The 21831-nt window shown below is 69.5% G+C and carries 21 protein-coding genes; all 21 read right to left on the bottom strand.

Translation table 11 applies throughout. From position 1 onward, the window contains the following. Positions 1-17: 17 nt before the first annotated feature. A complete protein-coding gene (locus ASG69_RS19855; RefSeq protein ID WP_027506459.1) occupies positions 18-2552 on the bottom strand; it encodes an ATP-dependent Clp protease ATP-binding subunit in 2535 nt (844 codons plus the stop codon). A gap of 388 nt (positions 2553-2940) precedes the next feature. Then, positions 2941-3294: a histone-like nucleoid-structuring protein Lsr2 gene (locus ASG69_RS19850; RefSeq protein ID WP_027506460.1), complete on the bottom strand. Its 354-nt coding sequence runs from the start codon at positions 3292-3294 to the stop codon at positions 2941-2943. A gap of 112 nt (positions 3295-3406) precedes the next feature. Next, positions 3407-4939: a lysine--tRNA ligase gene (gene lysS / locus ASG69_RS19845; RefSeq protein WP_056443576.1), complete on the bottom strand. Its 1533-nt coding sequence runs from the start codon at positions 4937-4939 to the stop codon at positions 3407-3409. A gap of 22 nt (positions 4940-4961) precedes the next feature. Continuing rightward, positions 4962-5408 (bottom strand): rhodanese-like domain-containing protein, encoded by a 447-nt coding sequence (locus tag ASG69_RS19840; RefSeq protein ID WP_027506462.1) that lies wholly within the window; start codon positions 5406-5408, stop codon positions 4962-4964. Further along, entirely contained in the window at positions 5408-5944 is a 537-nt protein-coding gene (locus tag ASG69_RS19835; RefSeq protein ID WP_235579015.1) for a cysteine dioxygenase, read from the bottom strand. Before ASG69_RS19835 ends, ASG69_RS19840 begins: the two co-directional genes overlap by 1 nt. A 139-nt stretch (positions 5945-6083) precedes the next feature. Then, the gene (locus ASG69_RS19830; RefSeq protein ID WP_027506464.1) at positions 6084-6878 is read right to left on the bottom strand and encodes a type III pantothenate kinase; all 795 of its coding nucleotides are present in this window, start codon (positions 6876-6878) and stop codon (positions 6084-6086) included. Beyond that, positions 6878-7318 carry an aspartate 1-decarboxylase gene (panD, locus tag ASG69_RS19825; protein ID WP_056443572.1) on the bottom strand — a complete coding sequence of 147 codons (441 nt, stop codon included), beginning with the start codon at positions 7316-7318 and terminating at the stop codon, positions 6878-6880. Before panD ends, ASG69_RS19830 begins: the two co-directional genes overlap by 1 nt. A 99-nt stretch (positions 7319-7417) precedes the next feature. Continuing rightward, complete coding sequence (gene panC / locus ASG69_RS19820) at positions 7418-8347, bottom strand: pantoate--beta-alanine ligase (protein ID WP_056443569.1); 930 nt, start codon at positions 8345-8347, stop codon at positions 7418-7420. A 10-nt stretch (positions 8348-8357) separates the two neighbouring features. Then, positions 8358-9284 (bottom strand): Rossmann-like and DUF2520 domain-containing protein, encoded by a 927-nt coding sequence (locus ASG69_RS19815; protein ID WP_056443566.1) that lies wholly within the window; start codon positions 9282-9284, stop codon positions 8358-8360. Positions 9285-9440: 156 nt separating this feature from the next. Continuing rightward, positions 9441-10562, bottom strand: coding sequence for a DUF6779 domain-containing protein (locus ASG69_RS22805; RefSeq protein WP_056443563.1), 1122 nt, complete (start codon positions 10560-10562; stop codon positions 9441-9443). Between the two features lie 79 nt (positions 10563-10641). Beyond that, a complete protein-coding gene (locus tag ASG69_RS19805) occupies positions 10642-11109 on the bottom strand; it encodes a DUF3180 family protein (RefSeq protein WP_056443560.1) in 468 nt (155 codons plus the stop codon). Continuing rightward, positions 11106-11633, bottom strand: a complete 528-nt coding sequence (gene folK / locus ASG69_RS19800; RefSeq protein WP_056443557.1) for a 2-amino-4-hydroxy-6-hydroxymethyldihydropteridine diphosphokinase — start codon at positions 11631-11633, stop codon at positions 11106-11108. Before folK ends, ASG69_RS19805 begins: the two co-directional genes overlap by 4 nt. Further along, positions 11630-11995, bottom strand: a complete 366-nt coding sequence (gene folB, locus ASG69_RS19795; protein ID WP_027506471.1) for a dihydroneopterin aldolase — start codon at positions 11993-11995, stop codon at positions 11630-11632. The genes folK and folB overlap by 4 nt, the downstream gene beginning before the upstream one ends. Beyond that, positions 11992-12819, bottom strand: a complete 828-nt coding sequence (folP, locus tag ASG69_RS19790) for a dihydropteroate synthase (RefSeq protein WP_056444288.1) — start codon at positions 12817-12819, stop codon at positions 11992-11994. The genes folB and folP overlap by 4 nt, the downstream gene beginning before the upstream one ends. A 45-nt stretch (positions 12820-12864) precedes the next feature. Next, positions 12865-13491 (bottom strand): GTP cyclohydrolase I FolE, encoded by a 627-nt coding sequence (folE, locus tag ASG69_RS19785; protein ID WP_027506473.1) that lies wholly within the window; start codon positions 13489-13491, stop codon positions 12865-12867. 103 nt (positions 13492-13594) lie between these two features. Beyond that, entirely contained in the window at positions 13595-16222 is a 2628-nt protein-coding gene (ftsH, locus tag ASG69_RS19780) for an ATP-dependent zinc metalloprotease FtsH (protein WP_056443550.1), read from the bottom strand. Between the two features lie 204 nt (positions 16223-16426). Further along, the gene (locus ASG69_RS19775) at positions 16427-17773 is read right to left on the bottom strand and encodes an amidase (RefSeq protein ID WP_056443547.1); all 1347 of its coding nucleotides are present in this window, start codon (positions 17771-17773) and stop codon (positions 16427-16429) included. 4 nt (positions 17774-17777) lie between these two features. Next, positions 17778-18332, bottom strand: a complete 555-nt coding sequence (gene hpt / locus ASG69_RS19770; RefSeq protein WP_027506476.1) for a hypoxanthine phosphoribosyltransferase — start codon at positions 18330-18332, stop codon at positions 17778-17780. Between the two features lie 10 nt (positions 18333-18342). Continuing rightward, entirely contained in the window at positions 18343-19338 is a 996-nt protein-coding gene (gene tilS, locus ASG69_RS19765) for a tRNA lysidine(34) synthetase TilS (RefSeq protein ID WP_056443544.1), read from the bottom strand. 13 nt (positions 19339-19351) lie between these two features. After that, the gene (locus tag ASG69_RS19760; RefSeq protein WP_027506478.1) at positions 19352-20374 is read right to left on the bottom strand and encodes a zinc-dependent metalloprotease; all 1023 of its coding nucleotides are present in this window, start codon (positions 20372-20374) and stop codon (positions 19352-19354) included. A gap of 34 nt (positions 20375-20408) precedes the next feature. Continuing rightward, positions 20409-21797 (bottom strand): D-alanyl-D-alanine carboxypeptidase/D-alanyl-D-alanine endopeptidase, encoded by a 1389-nt coding sequence (gene dacB, locus ASG69_RS19755; protein ID WP_056443541.1) that lies wholly within the window; start codon positions 21795-21797, stop codon positions 20409-20411. Positions 21798-21831 lie beyond the last annotated feature (34 nt).

Genomic DNA, 21831 nt, shown 5'->3' with positions numbered 1-21831 from the left:
GTTGCCGTGCGTACGTACTACTCGGAGCTCTCGCCCGACTTCGCCAGGTCGACGGTCAACTCGTCGGGAAGGCTGATCGGCTTCTTCTCGCCGCGGAAGGTGAAGACTGCGTCTTCGCCCTGTCCTTCGCCGTCCCAGTTGTCGACGTCGACCAGCACGATCTGACCCGGCTCGATCTCGCCGAACAGGATCTTCTCGGACAGCTGGTCCTCGATCTCGCGCTGGATGGTGCGACGCAGCGGACGCGCACCCAACACCGGGTCGAATCCACGCTTCGCCAGGAGCGCCTTGCCCTTGTCCGTGACCTCGATGGCCATGTCCTTGTTCTTGAGCGCAACCTCCACCCGCGCCAGCATGAGATCGACCATCTGGATGATCTCGTCCTTGGTGAGCTGGTGGAAGACGACGATGTCGTCGATGCGGTTCAGGAACTCGGGGCGGAAGTGCTTCTTCAGCTCGTCGTGCACCTTGAGCTTCATGCGCTCGTAGTTGGAGCCACTGCCCTCACCCGAGGAGAAGCCCAGCCCGACGGCCTTGGAGATGTCCGACGTACCGAGGTTCGAGGTGAAGATCAGCACGGTGTTCTTGAAGTCGACCGTACGACCCTGACCGTCGGTGAGACGGCCGTCCTCGAGCACCTGCAGGAGCGTGTTGTAGATCTCCTGGTGAGCCTTCTCGATCTCGTCGAACAGCACCACGGAGAACGGCTTGCGGCGCACCTTCTCGGTGAGCTGGCCACCCTCTTCGTAGCCCACGTATCCGGGGGGCGCACCGAACAGACGCGATGCGGTGAACCGGTCGTGGAACTCGCCCATGTCGATCTGGATGAGCGCGTCGTCCTCGCCGAACAGGAAGTTCGCCAGAGCCTTCGACAGCTCCGTCTTACCCACACCGGACGGGCCGGCGAAGATGAACGAGCCGGACGGACGCTTCGGGTCCTTCAGTCCTGCGCGGGTCCGGCGGATGGCCTTCGAGACCGCCTTGACCGCCTCGACCTGGCCGATGATGCGCTTGTGGAGTTCGTCCTCCATGCGCAGGAGACGCGTGGTCTCCTCCTCGGTCAGCTTGAACACGGGGATGCCGGTCCAGTTGCCCAGGACCTCGGCGATCTCGTTGTCGTCGACCTCGGCGATGACGTCGAGGTCTCCGCTACGCCACTGCTTCTCGCGCTCGGCACGCTGCGCGACGAGCTGCTTCTCCTTGTCGCGCAGGTTGGCGGCCTTCTCGAAGTCCTGCGCGTCGATCGCGGACTCCTTCTCCCGACGAGCATCGGCGATCTTGTCGTCGAAGTCGCGCAGGTCCGGCGGCGCCGTCATCCGACGGATGCGCATGCGCGCGCCCGCCTCGTCGATGAGGTCGATCGCCTTGTCCGGCAGGAAGCGGTCGTTGATGTACCGGTCAGCCAGGGTCGCGGCCGCCACGAGCGCGCTGTCGGTGATCGAGACGCGGTGATGCGCCTCGTACCGGTCGCGCAGACCCTTGAGGATCTCGATCGTGTGATCGACCGACGGCTCGCCGACCTGCACCGGCTGGAAGCGACGCTCGAGGGCCGCGTCCTTCTCGATGTACTTGCGGTACTCGTCGAGCGTGGTGGCACCGATGGTCTGGAGCTCACCACGAGCGAGCTTCGGCTTCAGGATGGAGGCCGCGTCGATCGCGCCCTCGGCAGCACCCGCGCCGACGAGCGTGTGCAGCTCGTCGATGAACAGGATGATGTCGCCGCGGGTGTTGATCTCCTTGAGCACCTTCTTCAGGCGCTCCTCGAAGTCACCGCGGTACCGGCTGCCGGCGACGAGCGAGCCCAGGTCCAGCGTGTAGAGCTGCTTGTCCTTGAGCGTCTCGGGAACCTCGCCGTTGACGATCGCCTGCGCGAGGCCCTCGACGACGGCGGTCTTGCCGACGCCGGGCTCACCGATGAGCACCGGGTTGTTCTTGGTACGGCGGCTCAGCACCTGCATGACGCGCTCGATCTCCTTCGCGCGTCCGATCACCGGGTCGAGCTTGCCCTCGAGTGCGGCCTGCGTGAGGTTGCGGCCGAACTGGTCGAGCACCAGCGACGTGGACGGTGTGCCCGCCTCGCCGCGGCTGCTGCCGGACTCGCTGGGCTCCTTGCCCTGGTATCCGGACAGGAGCTGGATGACCTGCTGGCGCACGCGGTTGAGATCGGCGCCGAGCTTGACCAGCACCTGCGCAGCCACACCCTCGCCCTCACGGATGAGGCCGAGCAGGATGTGCTCCGTGCCGATGTAGTTGTGTCCGAGCTGCAGCGCCTCACGCAGGCTGAGTTCGAGGACCTTCTTGGCACGCGGAGTGAACGGGATGTGCCCGGACGGTGCCTGCTGGCCCTGGCCGATGATCTCCTCGACCTGGCTGCGTACACCTTCGAGGGAGATCCCGAGCGACTCCAGAGACTTCGCCGCCACGCCTTCACCCTCGTGGATGAGACCCAGCAGGATGTGCTCCGTGCCGATGTAGTTGTGGTTGAGCATCCGGGCCTCTTCTTGGGCCAGGACGACGACGCGCCGTGCGCGGTCGGTGAACCTCTCGAACATCGCTCTCCCTCACACTGATGACGGGGCAGGCGTCGGACCCTCTAGTCCGAACCTCGAGCCCGACTCTCACTCTAGTTGCCGTGACCTTCGAGTGCCGCTCCGCCGGGGAAGTTCATCCGACGGCGAACGGTGGCTCCCACGCGCTCGGCGCGTCCATCGGGACGACACCGGCACCCTTGTATGCAGTCACAACGCACTGCACCGGAGATTCGTTACCACGAGCGACAGCGGATTCACCGTTCCCGCCTTCGCCCGCAGCGAACGGCCTACTCCTGATCGGCACCCACGGCAATGGGTCGGCGTGATGAGACGTGACGGACATTCCGCCCATCCATTGGAGTCATTGTCATTCAATCGAATGACAATGACTCCGACAGACAGGACAGAATCACGAAGAAAGTTCCCAGGCCCGCACGATCTCGGACGATATGCGGCCCCGCGCGCTGATCTCGAAACCTTGCGTGCGCGCCCATTCCCGTATTGCAGCACTGCGCGCCCGATCGGCCGCTCCGCGTGTCCGCGTGCCCCCGGACGAGCTCGCGGCCGGCCCTCCCCCGGTCGTCCGCGTCGACACCCGCCGCGCGTGCTGGATCCATTGGTCCATGACTTTCCGCAGCTCATCGGCGTTCGAGTTGGACAGATCCAACTCGAACCACGTGCCGTCCAACCCGATCGACACCGTCTCGTCAGCCGGTACGTTGTCGACGTCATCGACCAGCGTGACCGTCACCTTCTTGACCATTCGACGCATTCCCCCCCTCCGAACACAGCGACACTTTTCGCCGAGCGAGGTCGATAATAGCGCGCATTACCGAGGCAATGCAGCGTACCGAGTGGAATGTTTCTATTCGCCGTCAGCCGCGGTCGGGACGTACCAATGGAAAGAGGATGGTCTCGCGAATACCCAACCCGGTGAGCGCCATCAGAAGGCGGTCGATGCCCATTCCGGTACCCGTTGTGGGGGGCATCGCGTACTCCATGGCGGTGAGGAAATCCTCGTCGAGAACCATGGCCTCGTCGTCGCCGGCCGACGCCAGCCGGGCCTGATCGACGAAGCGCTCACGCTGCACGACGGGATCGACGAGCTCCGAGTAGCCGGTGGCGAGCTCGAAGCCCCGGACGTACAGGTCCCACTTCTCCACCACACCGGGGATGCTGCGATGGGCGCGGACCAGTGGCGACGTCTCCACGGGGAAGTTGCGGACGAACGTCGGAGCGTGGAGCTGGTCCCCGCAGCTGTGCTCCCACAGCTCCTCGACCAGCTTGCCGTGGCCCCACCCCTTGTCCGTCGGCACGGCGAGACCCACCCGATCGGCCAGCGCACGCAGGTCGCCCGGGCTCGTCTCCGGTGTCACCTCGATGCCGACGGCGGCCGACAACGACGGGTACATCTCGATGGTGGTCCACTCGCCCGCGAAGTCGTACGCGGAACCGTCCGCGAGGGTGACCTGGAGCGACCCGTACACGGCCTGGACGACTTCCTGGACGAGCTCGCGCGTCATCACCGCGGAGTCGTCGTACGTGCCGTAGGCCTCGTACGTCTCGAGCATCGCGAACTCCGGGGAGTGCGTGGAGTCGATGCCCTCGTTGCGGAAGTTGCGGTTGATCTCGAAGACCCGGTCGATGCCGCCCACGACCGCCCGCTTGAGGAACAGTTCGGGAGCGATGCGGAGGAACAGGTCGATGTCGAGCGCGTTCGAGTGCGTCGTGAACGGTCGGGCCGCGGCGCCACCGTGCAGCGTCTGGAGCATCGGGGTCTCGATCTCCAGGAATCCGCGGCGCTCGAGCCCGTCACGCAGTGCGCGCAGCGCGGCGACGCGGCGGCGGGCGTTCTCCCGCGCCTCGGGACGCACGATGAGGTCGACGTACCGCTGGCGGACGCGGGACTCCTCGTTCATCTCCTTGTGGGCGACGGGCAGGGGCCGCAGCGACTTGGACGCCATCTGCCACTCGTCCGCCATGACGCTCAGCTCGCCGCGTCGGGAGCTGATCACCTCGCCGTGCACGAAGATCATGTCGCCGAGATCGACGTCCGACTTCCACAGCGCCAGCGCGTCCTCGCCGACACCGGCGAGGGAGATCATGGCCTGGAGCTGCGTGCCGTCCCCGTCCTGCAGCGTCGCGAAGCAGAGTTTGCCGGTGTTGCGCAGGAAGATGACGCGACCGGCCACCCCCACCTGCTCGCCGGTGTGTGTGTCCGGCTCGAGCGCGGGATGCGCAGCCCGGACCTCGGCCAGCGAGTGCGTCCTCGCGACCGACACCGGATACGCCTCGCGCCCGGACTCCAGCAGCCGGGCGCGCTTCTCGCGGCGGATGCGCACCTGTTCCGGGGTGTCGTCGGTGGGAACGGCGGCGGGGTCGGTGTCTGCTCGTGGTGTCTCGGTCACGACTGCCCAGCCTATAGAGAGGTCAGTGCGCGACGAGAGTGCGCCCTTCGCGCAGGCAGTGCCGTGCGCTCCCCACGACGCCGGTGAGCCCGGCGTCGACGATGGCGCGGTACCCACCGATGACGTCGGACGCTCGCGTGAGCCCCAGTTCCTGCAGCGCCGCGGCGGCCAGCGAGGAGGTGTAGCCCTCGGAGCACAGCACGATCCACTCGACGTCGTGATCCACCGCGATGGCCAGGCGTGCGCTGCTCGTGGGGTCGCACCGCCACTCGAGGACGTTGCGCTCGACGGCCAGTGCCCCCGGCATGGTCCCCTCCAGCGCGCGCTGTGCCTGGGGGCGGATGTCGACGAGCACCGCGCCGCGGGCGACGGCATCGGCCAGCTCGGAGACGTCCGTGCGGCGGTACGTGGACCGTGCGCGCTCGAGCATGTCGTCGATGCTCGATCGGGTGGTGGGTCGAGTCGTCATCACGCGTCTCCCTCGGGCAGGTCGGTCAGGACGGACCGGGTGCGGCGCAGAGCACCGCGCTCGCCGATCTCGTAGTAGGACATGGCCGTCAGCGGCGGCGAGTACGCGTGCACGCTCAGTGTCGGACCGCTCACGGTCACCGGGTCCGATGTCGGGGCCGGTGCGTGGGTGACGTCGTGGACCCACCCCAGCGGGAAGGACGCCTGATCACCCGCGTCCAGGCGGCGGTGATGCAGACCCTCACCGTTCCAACGGTATTCGCTGAGCGAGCCGCTCAGGACGGTCAGCGCGCCGAGCGATCCGGCGTGGTCGTGCAGTTCGGTGGACTTGTCCGGCACCCAGCTGATGAGCCACAGGTCGACCAGATCGTCCGAATGCAGACGGGCACACCACCGTTCACCGGCTGGGAACACTCCACCGGGCGGGAGGAGCGCATCATGGCGACCGTCGAGCACGTCCGCCGCACCTTGATCGGTGAGGCGCAGCAGATCGGCGGGACGCAGAGAGGTGGGGGCGACAGCAGAGAGCGAGAGCACGACAGGACTCCAGGGAGGTGTGATGACAGTCAGGGCAGGCGTCAGCCCCGACAACACTCCCGAGCACCCGTGCGATCAGTCACCCCGAAAGTGTGGCACACAGTTCGGCAGCGCGCCACCTCGACCGTCGTGGCCTCGATCAGCGGCGACGGGCCTGATTGCGCTCGTAGACCAGCCGCAGTCCCGCCAACGTGAGGTCCGGCTCGATGCGATCGATCGACGAGGAGTCGTCCATGACGAGCGACGCCGTGTCGCCGGTGGCCACCACGACGACGTCGTCGCCGTCGAAGCCGGGCACCTCGCGGCACACCCGGTCGACGATGCCGTCGACGAGACCGGCGAAGCCGAAGATCGCACCCGACTGCATGGCCTCGACGGTGTTCTTGCCGAGAACGCCTCGGGGCCGGACCAGTTCGACCTTGCGCAGCGCCGCGGAGCGGGACGCGAGCGCGTCCATGGAGATCTCGAGTCCGGGTGCGATCGATCCGCCCAGGAACTCCCCCTTGGCCGACACGACGTCGACACACGTGGACGTCCCGAAGTCGACGATGATGCACGGCGCGTCGTACAGGTGGTGGGCCGCGAGGCTGTTGACGATGCGGTCGGCGCCCACCTCCTTCGGATTGTCCACCAGCAGAGGCACTCCCGTGCGCACGCCGGGCTCGACGACCACGTGGGGAACGTGCGACCAGTACCGCCCCAGCATCGTCCGGATCTCGCGCAGCACCGACGGGACCGTCGAGAGCGCCGCGACACCCGTGATGGTCTCCACGTCGGGACCGAGGAGACCGCGAAAGGTCAACGCGAGCTCGTCCGCCGTCATCGACGCGTCCGTCCGCATCCGGCGTTGCCGCGTGAGCCGCGCGTGGTCACCGCTGCCGGTGAACACGCCCAACACGATGTTGGTGTTGCGGACGTCGACGGTGAGCAGCATCAGACCGAGACCGTGTCACGCGTGTCCGCGGTGAGTGTGCGCGGCGAGATCAGTCCGGAGCCGGCCGGGCTGTCCGCCGGATCGGAGCCAACCTGGACGGGGCGGTTGTCGCCGTCGACGAACACCACGTTCGGCGCGTACTCGGCGACCTCGGCCGGATCGAGGATGCCGTAGGCGATGATGATCACCAGATCACCCGGGTGCACGAGATGCGCTGCGGCGCCGTTGATCCCGACCACTCCCGAACCACGCTGTCCCGCGATGACATAGGTCTCGAGCCGAGCCCCGTTGTCGATGTCCACGATGGTCACCTGCTCACCCTCGAGCAGCGCGGCGGCGTCGAGCAGGTCCTGATCGATGGTCACCGACCCCACGTAGTGCAGATCGGCGTGGGTCACGGTGGCGCGGTGGATCTTCGAGGTCATCATCGTGCGGAGCATGGTGGGTCCTTACCTGTCTGGAGCCGGGCGGAGTTGCGGGCAGGCCGGAGGCCGGTCGGTTGGAGCGGGCAGGCCGGAGGCCGATCGGTCGGAGTGGAGTCAGGAGTGGCCGAGATGGCGTTGTCCGGCTGCGGATTCCGGATCGCGACCCTGGAATCCGGTACCGAGAGCGACGCCCACGTTGTCGAGCAGGCGCGTGGTGCCCACGCGGGCGGCGACCAGCAACCGGCCGTCTCCCTCCTCGGGTGCGTCACGGAGATCGGCGCCGCGTACCTCGAGGTAGTCGACGTCCACCTCCGGCACCGTGTCGAGCACCGACTGCGCCGCCGCCAGAACGGCATCCGAACCACCCTCGGCAGCATGGGTGCCGGCGATCAGCGCTGCCGACAGGGCCACCGCGAGGGACCGCTGGTGCTCGTCGAGGTACCGGTTGCGCGAGGACAGGGCGAGACCGTCGGACTCGCGAACGATGGGAACGCCGCGGATCTCGACGTCGATGTTCAGGTCGCGCACCATCTGGTCGATGAGGACCAGCTGCTGGTAGTCCTTCTCCCCGAAGTAGGCCGTGGTGGGTGCGACGATGCCGAGCAGCTTCGCGACCACCGTCAGCATCCCGGCGAAATGGCCGGGCCGCGAAGCGCCTTCGAGTTCGGCACCGAGCGGACCGGGGTGCGCCGTCGTCCGCGGACCGTGCGGGTACATGTCCTGCACACTCGGGACGAAGGCCAGTTCCACCCCGGCTGCGCGCAGCACGTCCAGGTCGGCGTCGAGGGTGCGCGGGTACGCGTCGAGATCCTCCCCCGCCCCGAACTGCAGCGGGTTGACGAAGATCGACACCACGACGACAGCGCCGCTCCGCTTCGCCATCTCCACGAGCTGGACGTGACCGGCGTGCAACGCACCCATGGTGGGCACGAGCGCGACTCGGCGTCCCGCCGAGCGCAGGGCTCGGGTGACCGACCGGACCACATCGGGTGCGTGATGCACCGTCAGTTCACCCGGTGTGTACGCGCCGTCGAGTGCACTCACGGCTGCCTCCTCATTCGTTGTCCCGCAGGACGTTCATCACGGTGTCGTCCGCGCCGGTCCGCTCGGCCGTACGCAGTGACATCGCGCGATAGCCCGCGGCGATCCGCGGGTCGAGATCGGTCAACGCGTCGAGATGCCTGGACACCGTCGCCCCCTCGCCGCGCGCCACCGGACCGGTCAACGCGCCCTGTCCGCTGCGCAGCACGTTGTCCAACGCCGCCGACAGCAGTGGCGCCAGAACCCGCTCCGCCACACCACCGGGACGCTGTTCCACCGGCTGCTGGCCGGGAAGTTCCTCGTGGGCCAACGCGTCCCGCAGCGCGTCGAGGGCGTCGACGACCAGAGTGACCAGGTGGTTCGACCCGTGGGCGAGCGCGGCGTGGTACAGCGTGCGCGCCTCCTCGGGCACACCCACGGGCTCGCCGCCGATCTCGAGCACCAGTCCCTGCGCGATCGCGAGGCCGATCTCGTCGGCCGCCGTGATGCCGAAGCACGCGGTCGCCAGACGGTCGGTGTCCTCGGGTTTGCCGCTGAAGGTCATCGCGGGGTGCACAGCCATCGTCACCACTCCTCGGCCCGCCAGCGGTGCGAGGATGCCGACACCGTTGGCGCCGGACGTGTGCAGCACGAGAGTTCCGGGCGACACCGCATCGGTGCGCGCCAACCCGCGGACCAGCGCGTCCAGTTCCTGATCCGGCACCGCCAGGATCAGCAGTTCACTGCGCCGCGCCACGTCCGTGGCCGGCATCATCTCCGCGTCGGGGAGGCGGGTCTCGGCGCGGCGCCGGGACGCGTCGGAGACGGCGGCGCAGCCGAACACGACGTGGCCGACGCGTTCGAGCGCCTCACCCAGCGCGGTACCGACTCGGCCTGCGGACACGACACCGACGGACAGGCGCGCCGGGGCGGGGTCGGACGTGACTCGATCGGGGGACAAGAAGGGTCCTCTCGGGGATACAGTTCCAGTCCCGCTCGGCGGGTACCGGACTCATCGACGCCCACACTAGTGTCCGGCGTCGACCGACCGCCATGCGACGCCGGTCACACCCGCGGCGCAGATCTCACTCGGCGAAGCTCTCACTCGGCGCGGTGTCTACTCGGCACGGCGGCGCCGGCGACCCGATCCTGTCGACGCGTCCGCGGTGCCCATCCCCGCGAGGATGTCCGCGACGGAGCGCCCACTCGAATGTGCTCCCGACCCTGCGTCGACCGGTGCGTCGGACTCGTCGTCCGGATCCGCAGCGCGTCGTCGACCGCCCGACTGCACGGGTGCGACGGGCGCGGGTTCCGGAAGCTCGGGCTCTTCCGGCTCGGGTTCGGGCTCGACGTCCAGGGTCGGCAGCGGATCGGGTTCGGGCTGCGGCTCGGGTTCGGGGAGCGGCTCGGGCTCCGGCAGGGGTTCGGGTTCGGGTTCGGGTTCCGGCAGCGGTTCCGGCTCGGGCTCGGGTTCCGGCTGGGGAAGGGGTTCCGGCTCGGGGGCGACGGGAATGCTGTCGGCGCGGTGACTCGACGGGTTCCACTCGGGGGTGCGCGGCGACTGCGGTGCGGGTGCCGGATGGAAGGTGCCGTCGTGATCGAACTCGCCGCCGATGACCGACGTCTCCGCCGTGACCGGGTCGTCGAAGGGAGTGGCGAATCCGGGCCGGGAGTAGGTCGGATCGGGGGCGAAGCTCGGCGGGCGGGTGCGCGATCCGGGAACGTACAGACCGGACGGCGCCGGCTCGTAGCCGCTGTAGGAGCGCTCGGCCAGCTCCCGCATCCGCATCGCCTCGCCGGCGATGGCAGCGCGGTCGTCGGGCAACTCGCCGTCGAACAGCATCTCCAGGCTGCGGCGTAGCGACGCGAGTTCGGCTCGGAGAGCACGCATCTCGTCTCCGTCGGCACCGATCTCGGCGCGCACCCGCGACTCGACGCCGAGCTCGTACTCGCGGCGCGCGGCAATCTCCCGCTCCAGCTGGAGCTCGTAGACGGTCTGCAGATCGCGCGCCTTCATCTGATCCACCGCGGCGTCGCGGCGGTACTTCGTCATCGCGAACGCCCCGAGAACGGCGGCCCACAGCGCTGCCACGATGCCCACGCGCAGCAGCGGAACGCTGTCGCTGAGGATCATCAGAACGCTGGCCACCACGCCCAGCAGAACCAGACCGGCGAGAGCCGTGTGGTTGCCGCCGCGTTTCGTGCGACGGTTCGCCTTGCTCCTGCCGGTGTCCGTCATGAATCCCAGGGTAACGGCTCGGGCGGCTGTCGCACTTCACCATGCACGGACGGGGTGTCCGAGGACGGCCGCGATCGGGTCAGTGGGCGGGCTCGTCGGCTCTGTCGTCCGGTGTCCGGCAGCAGTGCTCGAGCCACAGGGCAGCGGCCACGGCGACGATCCCGGCGACGAGGCCGATCAGCGCTCCCGGCGTGTCCTCCGACGCCGCGCGCACCGAGGACCGCAGGGGCAGCAGATGGATCAGCAGACCGGCCCACACTCCCGCCGCCGCTGCACCGACGAGGGCCGCGGCCTTCGCCAGTGCGACGGCGCGCGCGACCGTGATCGGATGCAGCTGGCCGGGCACGGGGCCGATCCTGCGGGTGCGCAATCGGGACCGCACCAGCAGACCCACGACCACGAGGACGACCGCCACCGGATACAGCGACGCTCCGGCGAACGTCGAGATCGGCGGAACAGACCCGTAGAACGAGGACGCGAGGATCCAGGTGGCCACCACGGCGAACGCCGCGAGCGCGACGAGGTCGCGCACGCGCGTCGGGCTCACGTGGAGTCACCGCCGGCCCGCCCGCAGCGCACCGGGTCCCACAGCCGTGTCTCGGTGCGACGCACACCGGCGCGTTCGAACTCCGGCAGCTCGGCCAGCAGGTCGCGCACCGATCGGCCACGCAGCACGGCGTCGGGATCCGCGTCCAGCCACGGTGCGAGGACGAAGGCGCGCTCGTGCGCCAGTGGGTGCGGAAGAATCAGCTCGGGGTCGTCGCTGACGACGTCGTCGCACACGACGATGTCCACGTCGACGGTCCGCGGTCCCCAGCGCTGCACCCGCTCGCGGTGAGCGGCCGTCTCCAACTGCTGTCCCCGTCGCAACCAGCCCCGGCAGTCGGTGTTCTCGTCGTCCACGATCACGACGGCGTTGAGGAAGTCCTGCTGGTCGATGCCGCCCCACGGGGCGGTGGCGAACACGGTCGACACTGCGACGACGGCGTCACCGAGACCCTCGACCACGGCCCGCAACTGCTGTTCGCTGTCCCCGATGTTGCTCCCGATCGAGAGCACCGCGCGGGTCACGCAGACCTCGATCGGGTCACCACGACGGCCACGTCCGTGAAGGTCAGGGGGATCGGAGCCGACGGCTTGTGCAGGGTGACCTCGACGCGTTCCACGCGCGGATCCGTCAGGACACCGTCGGCGATCTCGCTCGCGACCGTCTCGATGAGATCGCGACTCGGCCCCGCGACGACCGCGGCGGCGGCCTCGGCCAACTCGCCGTAGTGCGCCGTCTTCGTCAGGTCGTCCGATGCCGCGGCCGGGGCGAGATCCATGTGGACGACGAGGTCGACGAGGAAATCCTGCCCGTCGCGCTTCTCGTGGTCGAAGACACCGTGATTGCCGCGCACGGTCAATCCGCGCAGCTCGATGCGATCGGTCATGTCGTGCCTTTCGGTTCGGTCGGGCCGTGCCACTGCCGGTGCACGGCGAGAGCGTCGAGAGTGCCGACGGCGTCGTGGACGCGCACCCCCCAGGCGCCCGCCACGGCGGACAGCACCGAGATCGCGGCCGTCGCAGCGTCGCGGCCGTGCGGAGGGCGAGGCTGCCCGTCGCGGGCGAGCAGAGTGCCGAGGAATCGTTTGCGGGACGCACCCACCAGCACGGGAATGCCCGTGTCGACGAGACGATCGAGTCGGCGGAGCAACGCCCAGTTGTGCTCCGCGTTCTTGGCGAAGCCGAGCCCCGGATCGAGGATGATGCGGGAACTGTCCACCCCGGCGGCGACGGCCGCGTCGACCTGGCGGAGCAGTCCGCTGCGCACGTCCTCGACGATGTCGCCGTAGTCGTGCTCCTCCGCGGCACCCGGTCGGTGGGTCCAGTCGACGGTGGAACGCCAGTGCATGAGCACCCAGGCGACGCCGGCATCGGCGACGACACCCGCCATGTCGGGATCGGCGCGGCCACCGGAGACGTCGTTGACGATGGACACGCCCGCACCGATCGCCGCAGTCGCCACGGATGCCCGCATCGTGTCGACGCTGACGCACACGCCGTGAGAGACCAACTCGGCGATCACCGGTGCGACGCGCTCCGCCTCGACGGACGGGTCGACGCGGTCGGCTCCCGGACGTGTCGACTCGCCCCCCACATCGACGATGTCGACACCCGCGGCGTGCAGTTCGAGGCCGTGACGCACCGCGGCGTCGACGTCGAGGTAGCGGCCGCCGTCCGAGAACGAGTCGGCCGTGACGTTGACGACGCCCATCACCACGGGCCCGTCCGCGTGCGGAAGCGTGAACACGAGCGGCGCCTACTTGCGAAGGATGAGATCCAGCGCCTCGGACCGGGACACCGCGCTGGACTGGAACACACCGCGTACGGCGGAGGTGGTGGTGCTGGCGCCCGGCTTACGGATTCCCCGCATCGCCATGCAGAGGTGCTCGGCCTCCATCACCACGATGACTCCGCGCGGTTCGAGCTTGCGCATCATCGCGTCGGCGACCTGCGAGGTGAGACGCTCCTGCACCTGCGGCCGCTTCGCGTACAGGTCGACGACCCGCGCCAGCTTCGACAGGCCCGTCACCCGGCCCGACTTGCCCGGGATGTAGCCGACGTGCGCGACGCCGTGGAAGGACACCAGGTGGTGCTCGCACGTCGAGTACATCGGGATGTCCCGCACGAGGACGAGCTCGCGGTGCGCCTCGTCGAACGTCGTTCCCAGTACCTCGTCGGGATCGACGAACAGTCCGCCGAACATCTCCCTGTATGCACGCGCCACTCGAGCGGGCGTGTCCTTCAGCCCCTCGCGCTCGGGGTCCTCACCCACCGCGAGCAGCAGCTCGCGAACGGCCGCCTCGGCGCGCTCCTGATCGAACGTCCGACCGGACACCACGGACACGGGCTCGTCGATCGACTGATCGGCTTGGTTGACGGACACGGGAGGTCCCTTCGCTGACGGACGCGCTGCCGATGGATCAGAGCAGCCGGAGTGATGTGCGGGCGGGTGCGGCCGCACGGACGAGAGGGTCGGACGAGCGACTCTAGCGCGCGTCCGGGCCCTCCCACCGCTGGGTGTTCGGCGGCAGCTGGGGATCCTCGGCCTCGTCACGCGGAGGCTGGTATTGCCCCTCCGGGTTCTGCGGGTTGCGGTAACGCGGCTCGGGCTGAGCCGGCTCCCCCACACCCGAACCGGGGTACTGCCCGTACGGCTGCGGATCCTGGTACGGCTCCTGATAGGGCTGCGGTTCCCGGTAGGCCTGCGGTTCCCGATAGGGCTGCGGCTCCTGGTATGGCTGCGGTTCCTGGTAGGGCTGGGGCTCGTCGTACCCGCGCGGTTCCCGGTACCCACGCGGACCCTGGTAGCCCTGCGGGTCACCCTGACCCTGAGGCTGCCCGTAACCCTGGGGCTGGCCGTAGCCCTGCGGCTGGCCGTAGCCCTGCGGCCGGCCGTAACCCTGCGGCTCCGGGTACCGAGGTGCCTCGTTCTCGCGAGGAGGCCATCCCGGTGCGGACCAGCCGGCCGGTGCGCCGTAGTCGGGCATCGAGGAGCCGGGACGGGCGCCGCGATGTGCGCCACCCTGACCGTTCGGGGTCGACCCGTTCTGGCCCTGCCCGTTCTGACCGTGACCGTTCTGACCGTGCCCGTTCTGGGCGTGGCCGTTCTGGCCATTCTGTGCCTGACCGTTCTGGGCCTGGCCGGCGTAGCTCGGCTCCTTGACGATCGAGACGGGGGGCCACGGCTCCCCGCGCTCGGTCGCGAGCTCGCGCGGCGTCTTCACCGGGGGCTTGGACGACGGAACTCGATCACCGAAGTCGTTGAACGCGGTGATGCGGGGACGCTTCTCGACGCCGGTGAAGATCTTCTCCAGGTCCTTGCGCGTGAGCGTCTCGCGCTCGAGCAGCTCGGTGGCCAGGATGTCGAGGACGTCGCGGTAGTCGTTCAGGATGGCCCACGCCTCGGTGTGCGCGGCCTCGATGAGGTTGCGCACCTCCCCGTCGATCTCCCGGGCGACCTCGTGCGAGTAGTCGGACTGGACGCCCATCGAGCGGCCCAGGAACGGATCGCCCTGCTCCTGGCCGTACCGGACGGCGCCGAGCTTGCTGCTCATGCCGTACTCGGTGACCATGGCGCGAGCGATCTTGGTGGCCTGGTCGATGTCGGACGACGCTCCCGTGGTCGGCTCGTGGAAGACGAGCTCCTCGGCAGCGCGGCCGCCCATCGCCATGACGAGGCGCGCGATCATCTCGGAGCGCGTCATCAGGCCCTTGTCGTCCTCCGGCACCGTCATCGCGTGACCACCGGTGCGGCCGCGGGCGAGAATGGTGACCTTGTAGATCGGCTCGATGTCGGGCATCGCCCACGCAGCCAGGGTGTGACCGCCCTCGTGGTACGCCGTGATCTTGCGTTCGTGCTCGCTGATGATGCGGCTCTTGCGTCGAGGTCCGCCGATGACGCGGTCCACCGACTCCTCGAGGGCGGCCTCGGTGACCACGGTGCCGTTCTCCCGCGCCGTGAGCAGTGCGGCCTCGTTGATGACGTTCGCGAGATCCGCGCCCGACATGCCGACGGTGCGCTTGGCCAGACCCTCGAGGTCGGCGTCCTGCGCGATCGGCTTGCCCTTCGAGTGCACCGCGAGAATCGCGCGGCGTCCTGCGAGGTCGGGGGCGCCGACCGGGATCTGCCTGTCGAAACGGCCCGGGCGCAGCAGTGCCGGGTCGAGGATGTCGGGACGGTTGGTCGCGGCGATGAGGATGACGCCGGTGCGCTCACCGAAGCCGTCCATCTCGACCAGTAGCTGGTTGAGAGTCTGCTCGCGCTCGTCGTGTCCGCCGCCCAGACCGGCCCCGCGCTGGCGACCGACGGCGTCGATCTCGTCGACGAAGATGATGCAGGGGCTGTTCTGCTTGGCCTGCTCGAACAGGTCGCGCACACGTGAGGCACCGACACCGACGAACATCTCGACGAAGTCGGAACCCGAGATGGTGAAGAACGGCACGCCGGCCTCACCGGCGACGGCGCGGGCGAGCAGCGTCTTGCCGGTTCCGGGAGGGCCGTAGAGCAGCACGCCGCGGGGGATCTTCGCGCCGAGTGCCTGGTAGCGGGCCGGGTTCTGCAGGAAGTCCTTGATCTCGTACAGCTCTTCGACCGCTTCGTTCGCCCCTGCCACGTCCGCGAACGTCGTCTTCGGCATGTCCTTGGTGAGCTGCTTGGCCTTGGACTTGCCGAAGCCCATGACACCGCCACGCCCGCCGCCCTGCATGCGCGACATCACGAAGATGAAGATGCCCAGCAGGATGATCATGGGGAGCAGGAACACCAGGATCGACGTGAACCAGCTGTCCTGCGTCACCTCGGTGTCGTAGCTCTCGGCACCCGACGCGGCGACCTTGTCGAAGATCTGCTGCGACGCGGCGTCCGGGTACTGCGAGATGATCTGCGTCTCGTTGCCGGTGGCGTCGTTGCCGCTCTTCAGCGTCAGACGAACCTGCTGCTCACGGTCGTCGATCTGCGCGGTCTGCACGTTCTGGTCGTCGAGCTGCGCGACGGCGACCGACGTGTCGACACTCTTCCACCCCCGCGTGTCGTCGCCGAAGTAGCTGAAGGCGAAGATCACCAACAGGATGCCGGCGACTATCGCCAGGTTGCGGAACAAAGTCTTGCGGTTCATACAGCGTCGCCCTCGATGGCAGTCGGACTCACAGGCAGGTGGTCATGGTTCGCGTCGGTCGGCCGGCAGCAGTTCTCGATCGTTGCCGGTTGCGCACCGGACAAGCCAGGTTACCGCGGATGCGGACGGCCGGGCGGCGCGCACATCTCGGTCAACGCGCCGACACGCGGTGAGGTTCCCGCGCCCAGCTGCGCGTGACGAGTGTTACCGGTCGGCCGCGGTGCGTGGCCAGGGCCGATGCTGTTCGATCTGTGCCGCGAGCGCCAGCAGTCGACGCTCGGACCCGGGAGGGCCCGCCAGCTGCACGGCCAGCGGAGTCCCCGACTCGGGATGGAGTCCCGCGGGCACACTCACGGCGGGCCACCCCAGCAAGTTCCACGGTGCCGCGAAGGGTGCGTAGCGAATGTTGGCCGCCATGTTGGCTGCCCACCCGCGCTCGCTCCACCGGTCCGCACGGATCGGCGGCGCGGCGAGCGCCGGCGTCAGCACCACGTCGACACTCTCGAAGTACGAGCGCATGCGTCGCGTGAGCGTCTCGGTCTGCGACGGCCGCACGAACCGTGCCGCTCGCCGACCCACCGCGATGTGGCGACGGGTTCGCTTCTGCAGCGCCGACACGTCGAGCCCGGCGGCGTCCGCGGCTCCGCCGGCCGTCCAGCGGGCGAGCTGCCCGAGTGGACTGGCCGGGTAGGGCAGCGCTGCCGTGCTGGTGCGGTGCCCGATCCGCTCGAGCTCCCGGGCGACGTCGAGTGCGGCCTGCCGGAAGTGGGGATCCACTCGCACGACGGGCGACGGCGACTCCACGGCGACCCCGATGCGCGTGGTCTCGGGAGCGTCGACGTAGGCGAGATCCGGATCGTCCGCCATGACCGAGAGCAGGAGCGCCGCGTCGGCGACGGTCGTGGTCAACGGACCGTTCTCCGACATGCCGAACCACGAGCCGTTGCCCAGTTCGGACGGGACGAGGCCGAGCCCCGGCTTGATGCCGACCAGTCCGCAGTTCGCGGCGGGGATCCGGATGGACCCCATGCCGTCGTTGCCGTGGGCGACGGGCACCATGCCCGAGGAGACCGCGGCGGCGGCGCCACCGGACGATCCGCCCGGGGTGAGGTCACGGTTCCACGGATTGCGGGCGATGCCGTCGGCACCGTCCGTCGCGCCCCACAGGCACAGCTCGGGAACCGAGGTGAGACCGACGACCACGGCGCCCGCGCCGCGCAGGCGCGCGACCACCGGGTGATCCGCGGCGGCGGGAGTGTCGGACGTCGCGAGCGAACCGTTGCGCATCGGGTAGCCCGTCACCGGGACGTTGTCCTTGATCGCCACCGGAACGCCGGCGAGCGGCAGGGCCCGTAGATCCGCTCGGACGGCGATCGCGTCCGCTTCCCGGAGCACCTCGTCGGGACGCACCACGACGAACGCGTGCAGGTCGTCGTTCCGAGTGGCGATGCGGTCCAACGCTTCTCGGGCTACCGCGGCAGGTTGGACCCGCCCGTTCCGGACGTCGTCCGCGATGGACGTGGCGGTGGGGCCGACCTGTTCGCGCGACATTCGATCAGCCTCCGTAGACCCGGGGTTCCAGCAGTCCGATGTAGGGAAGGTCGCGGTAACGCTCGTCGTAGTCGAGGCCGTAGCCCACGACGAACTCGTTCGGGATGTCGAAGCCGACGTTCGCGACGTCGACGTCCACCTTCACCGCGTCGGGCTTGCGGAGCAAGGTGACCACCTCGAGCGACGCGGGCTGGCGCGTGGCGAGGTTCTTCATCAACCACGACAGCGTCAGACCGGAGTCGATGATGTCCTCCACGATGAGGACGTGGCGGCCGTGGATGTCGCGGTCGAGGTCCTTGAGGATGCGGACGACGCCCGACGAGGACGTGGACGATCCGTACGAACTGACCGCCATGAACTCGAGCTGGCTCGGGATCGGCAGTGCGCGTGCGAAATCCGTCATGAACATGATGGCGCCCTTGAGAACTCCGACGAGCAGCAGATCACCCTCGGGAGCCCCCACCGGATAGCGAGCGGCGATCTCCTCGGCCAGCTCGGCGATACGCTTGTCGATCTCCTCTCGGGAGATCAGGATCGATGCGATGTCGCCCTCGTACACGGGTGTCCCTTCACTCGCTCGCGGCCCGGCCGGTCCACCGAACCAGGTCGAGCTTGCCACGTCGTCTCTCGACGACCAACCTCTCGACCGGGCCGCCCCCGGCCACCGCGACGCCGCCCTGCCCGCGCCACGCGCCGACGAGATCGTCCACGGCGCGCACCTGCGCCTCGTTGCGCAACGGCACTCCACAGTCGGCCAGCCACTCGCGGATCACCCGCCGACGGAGTGCACCCGGTACCTCCACGAGGGCGGACACCTCCAGCGCGTCGCCGACGCGGGCGGACACGGCGATGTCCGCGGCGAGTGCGTCGAGAACGGCGCCGTCCTCGCGCAGCTGGTCGGCGGTGCGCGCGAGCGCGGCGGCGACACCGCCGTGCAGGACGTCCTCCAGCAGCGGGAGCACCTCGCCGCGGAGTCGGACCCGAACGAAGGACGGGTCGAGGTTGTGCGGGTCGTCCCACGCGGCGAGACCCAGTTCGGCGCACGCGCCGACGGTGGACTCGCGGCGCACGGTCAACAGCGGCCGACCTCGCGGCGGGTCCCAGGCCGCCATCCCCCGCAGCGATCGGGACCCGGATCCGCGGCCGAGTCCGAGCAGGACGGTCTCGGCCTGGTCGTCCAGCGTGTGGCCCAGCAAGATCGGGCGGTCACCGCGGACCGAGTCGAGAGCGGCGTACCGGGCGCGCCGGGCCGCGGCCTCGGGTCCACCCGCCCCGGTCACCGACACGGTCCTCACCTCGGCGCGGGAACACCCGAGGTCTCGTGCCTGCTCGGCGGCCCTGTGCGCCACCTCGGCCGAACCCGCCTGCAGCGCGTGGTCGACGACCACGGCGTGCACCTGCGCGCCCTCGGCCACACAGGCGGCGGTGAGCGCCAGCGAGTCCGCACCACCCGACAGCCCGACGACGATGGCGCGCTCCGGGCAGTGCTCCCCGAACCAGGCGCGCACCGCCCGCCGCACCGTGAGCAGGTGCGGGCCCTCCGGCATCGGGCGTGCCCCGGTCATGCCGGGACGCCGGTCATCCCAGAACTCGCTGCGTCCACTTCTCCGGCGCCTCGATCTCGGAGAGCAGCGGCAACGTGTCCGCGTCGGTCCACACGGTGTTGAAACGCTCCATGCCGACCTGGCCGACGACGGCGTCGACGAACGCCTTGCCGCGGACGTACTGCGCCATCTTCGCGTCCATCCCGAGCAGCGCGCGGATCACGCGCTGCACCGGGTTCTGCTTCCGCGTGCGACGGGCGTCGAAGGCCTTGCGGATCGCCGAGACCGACGGCACCACCGCGGGACCCACCGCGTCCATCACGTGGTCGGCATGGCCTTCGAGCAGCGTTCCGAGCACCAGCAGACGATCGAGTGCCTCCTGCTGCGCGGGTGCCTGCGTCGCCCGGAGCAGACCGATGATGCCGCCGTCGCCGCCGTCCTGCCCGCGGGACCGCACCGCCGCCGCGAGGCGTCCCACGACGTCGGCCAGGGGCTCGTCCGCGCCGCCCTGCAGCGTGGTGACGTTGTCCTTCATGTAACCCGCGAGCCACGGCGACGACGAGAACTGCACGCGGTGCGTCACCTCGTGCAGGCACACCCACAGTCGGAAGTCGCTGGGCCGCAGGCGAAGCGATCGCTCCACGGAGACGATGTTGGGTGCCACGAGCAGCAGCGTTCCGTCCGGACCGGTGAAGGGGTCGTACTGCCCGAGAATGGCCGTCGACAGGAACGCCAGCATCGCGCCCGCCTGCACGCCGCCCGGCTTGCCGCCGAGGAACGAACTGTCGTCGCCGTCGGAATCACTGACCAGGTGCCGCATCGACTCGGACGCGGCGGCGATCCACTCCGGCCGATCGAGCACGCGCGCCGCCGGGACGGGCAGACCGTCGGCGAGGCCCGTGACCTCGCGCACGGGGCCCTCGGCGCGTACCGACGCGTCGGCCAGTTCGCGCAGCGCCGCGTCCGCGGTGTACCGCGACGTCTTCGGCCCCCGTGGTGCGAGCCGGGCACCCGTCCGGGCGGCCAGACCCCAATCGATCACACCAGTGTCGGACATGCCCTCACCCCTGTTCTCTCTCGGAATCGACCGGTCAGGTGCAGCCGCAGGAGCGGAGCGTCGACGCGAGTGCGTCCAGGGCCGGACGACCGACCTCGGGCGGCCTGTCGTTGGACATCAACGCGAACGTCAACACCCGGCCGCTCTCGTCGGTCACGTATCCGGCCAACGCACTGGCGGTCGAGAGCGTTCCCGTCTTGGCGCGCAGCCACCCCGCGGCCGTGCGGTCACCCGACGCGTAGCGGGCGGCGAGCGTGCCCGTGGCACCGGCGACGGGCAGGTAGTCGAGCATCGGCCGCAGGTTCTCGGTGCCGGACCCGGCGGCCCGGGTGACGAGCGCGCCCAGCACCCGGGCAGGGATGAGATTGTCGACGGAGAGTCCGCTGGTGTCCTCGAGCGTGACTCCGGTGATGTCGACGCCGTTCTTCTGCAGTGTCTCCAGGACGGCGTCCGTGGCCCCGTCGAACGACGCGGGCCGGCCCACCTCCTCGGCGATCTCGCGACCGACGGCCTCCGCGAGCACGTTGTCCGAGAACCCCAACATCTGCCCGAGCCGCTGCCGCAGAGGCGCGGACTGCACCGTCGCGAGAGATCCGGCACCGGACTGCGCGCGACCGTCCGTCACGACGGCCGGGTCCAGGCCGAGAGCGCGCGCCAACGCCCGACCGGCGTCGAGACCGGGAGTGGCGCTGCGCGGCGACTCGTCGACCGTCGGCACCGAGCGACCCCCGTCGAGGGTGATCGGTTCGATGGGTGCGATGTATCCGGCGGCCACGTCGCCGGGGAACCAGCCCTGCGCCTGCTCCGGCCCCGAGTACGCGCCGCCGTCCACGGCGATGGACGTGACGGTCGTGCCGGACCTGCGGATCTGTTCGGCGAGGTCGTCGATGCGGGCTCCCCCGTCGTAGAACCCGGGTCGTCCGACCGGCTCCGCCGTGAGCGTGGGGTCGCCGTCACCGACGAGCACCACCTGACCGGCCGCGTCGCCCGCCACGACCTTGGTGGTCACACGGTGGTCGGCCGGCAGCGCCATCATGGCGGCCGCGGCCGTGAGGATCTTGGTGGTCGACGCCGGCGTCATGGGGGTGTCCGCATCGGCGCTCCACAACACCTCGCCGGTGATCGCGTCCGCGACGGATCCGGTGAAGCGGCCCAGATCGGGATTGCGCAGGGGTGCGGCGAGCACCGCCTCGAGGCCCGCCGGGCTCGGTTTCGGCGCGTCGGGTGAGACCGGAACCACCTGCGGGGCGGGCAGAACGGGCGACGGCTCGGGTGAGGTCGCCACGGGTGTCGAGTCCTCGGAGAGCGTGGGGGTGATCAGCGCGACGCCGACGATCGCCAGCACGAGCACCACGACCGAGGCTCCGATCAGCAGCACGCGCGTGCGTAACGGCGTGCCGGACGGCCGCTTCCCTGAGCTCACGTCTCTCCTCCACTCGCGGGTCCGTGGCCGTTCT

The sequence above is a fragment of the Rhodococcus sp. Leaf225 genome (assembly GCF_001426145.1).
Lineage (GTDB): Bacteria > Actinomycetota > Actinomycetes > Mycobacteriales > Mycobacteriaceae > Rhodococcoides.
Note: the sequence above shows the minus strand (reverse complement) of the source record. Positions and strands in the feature narration are given on the sequence as shown.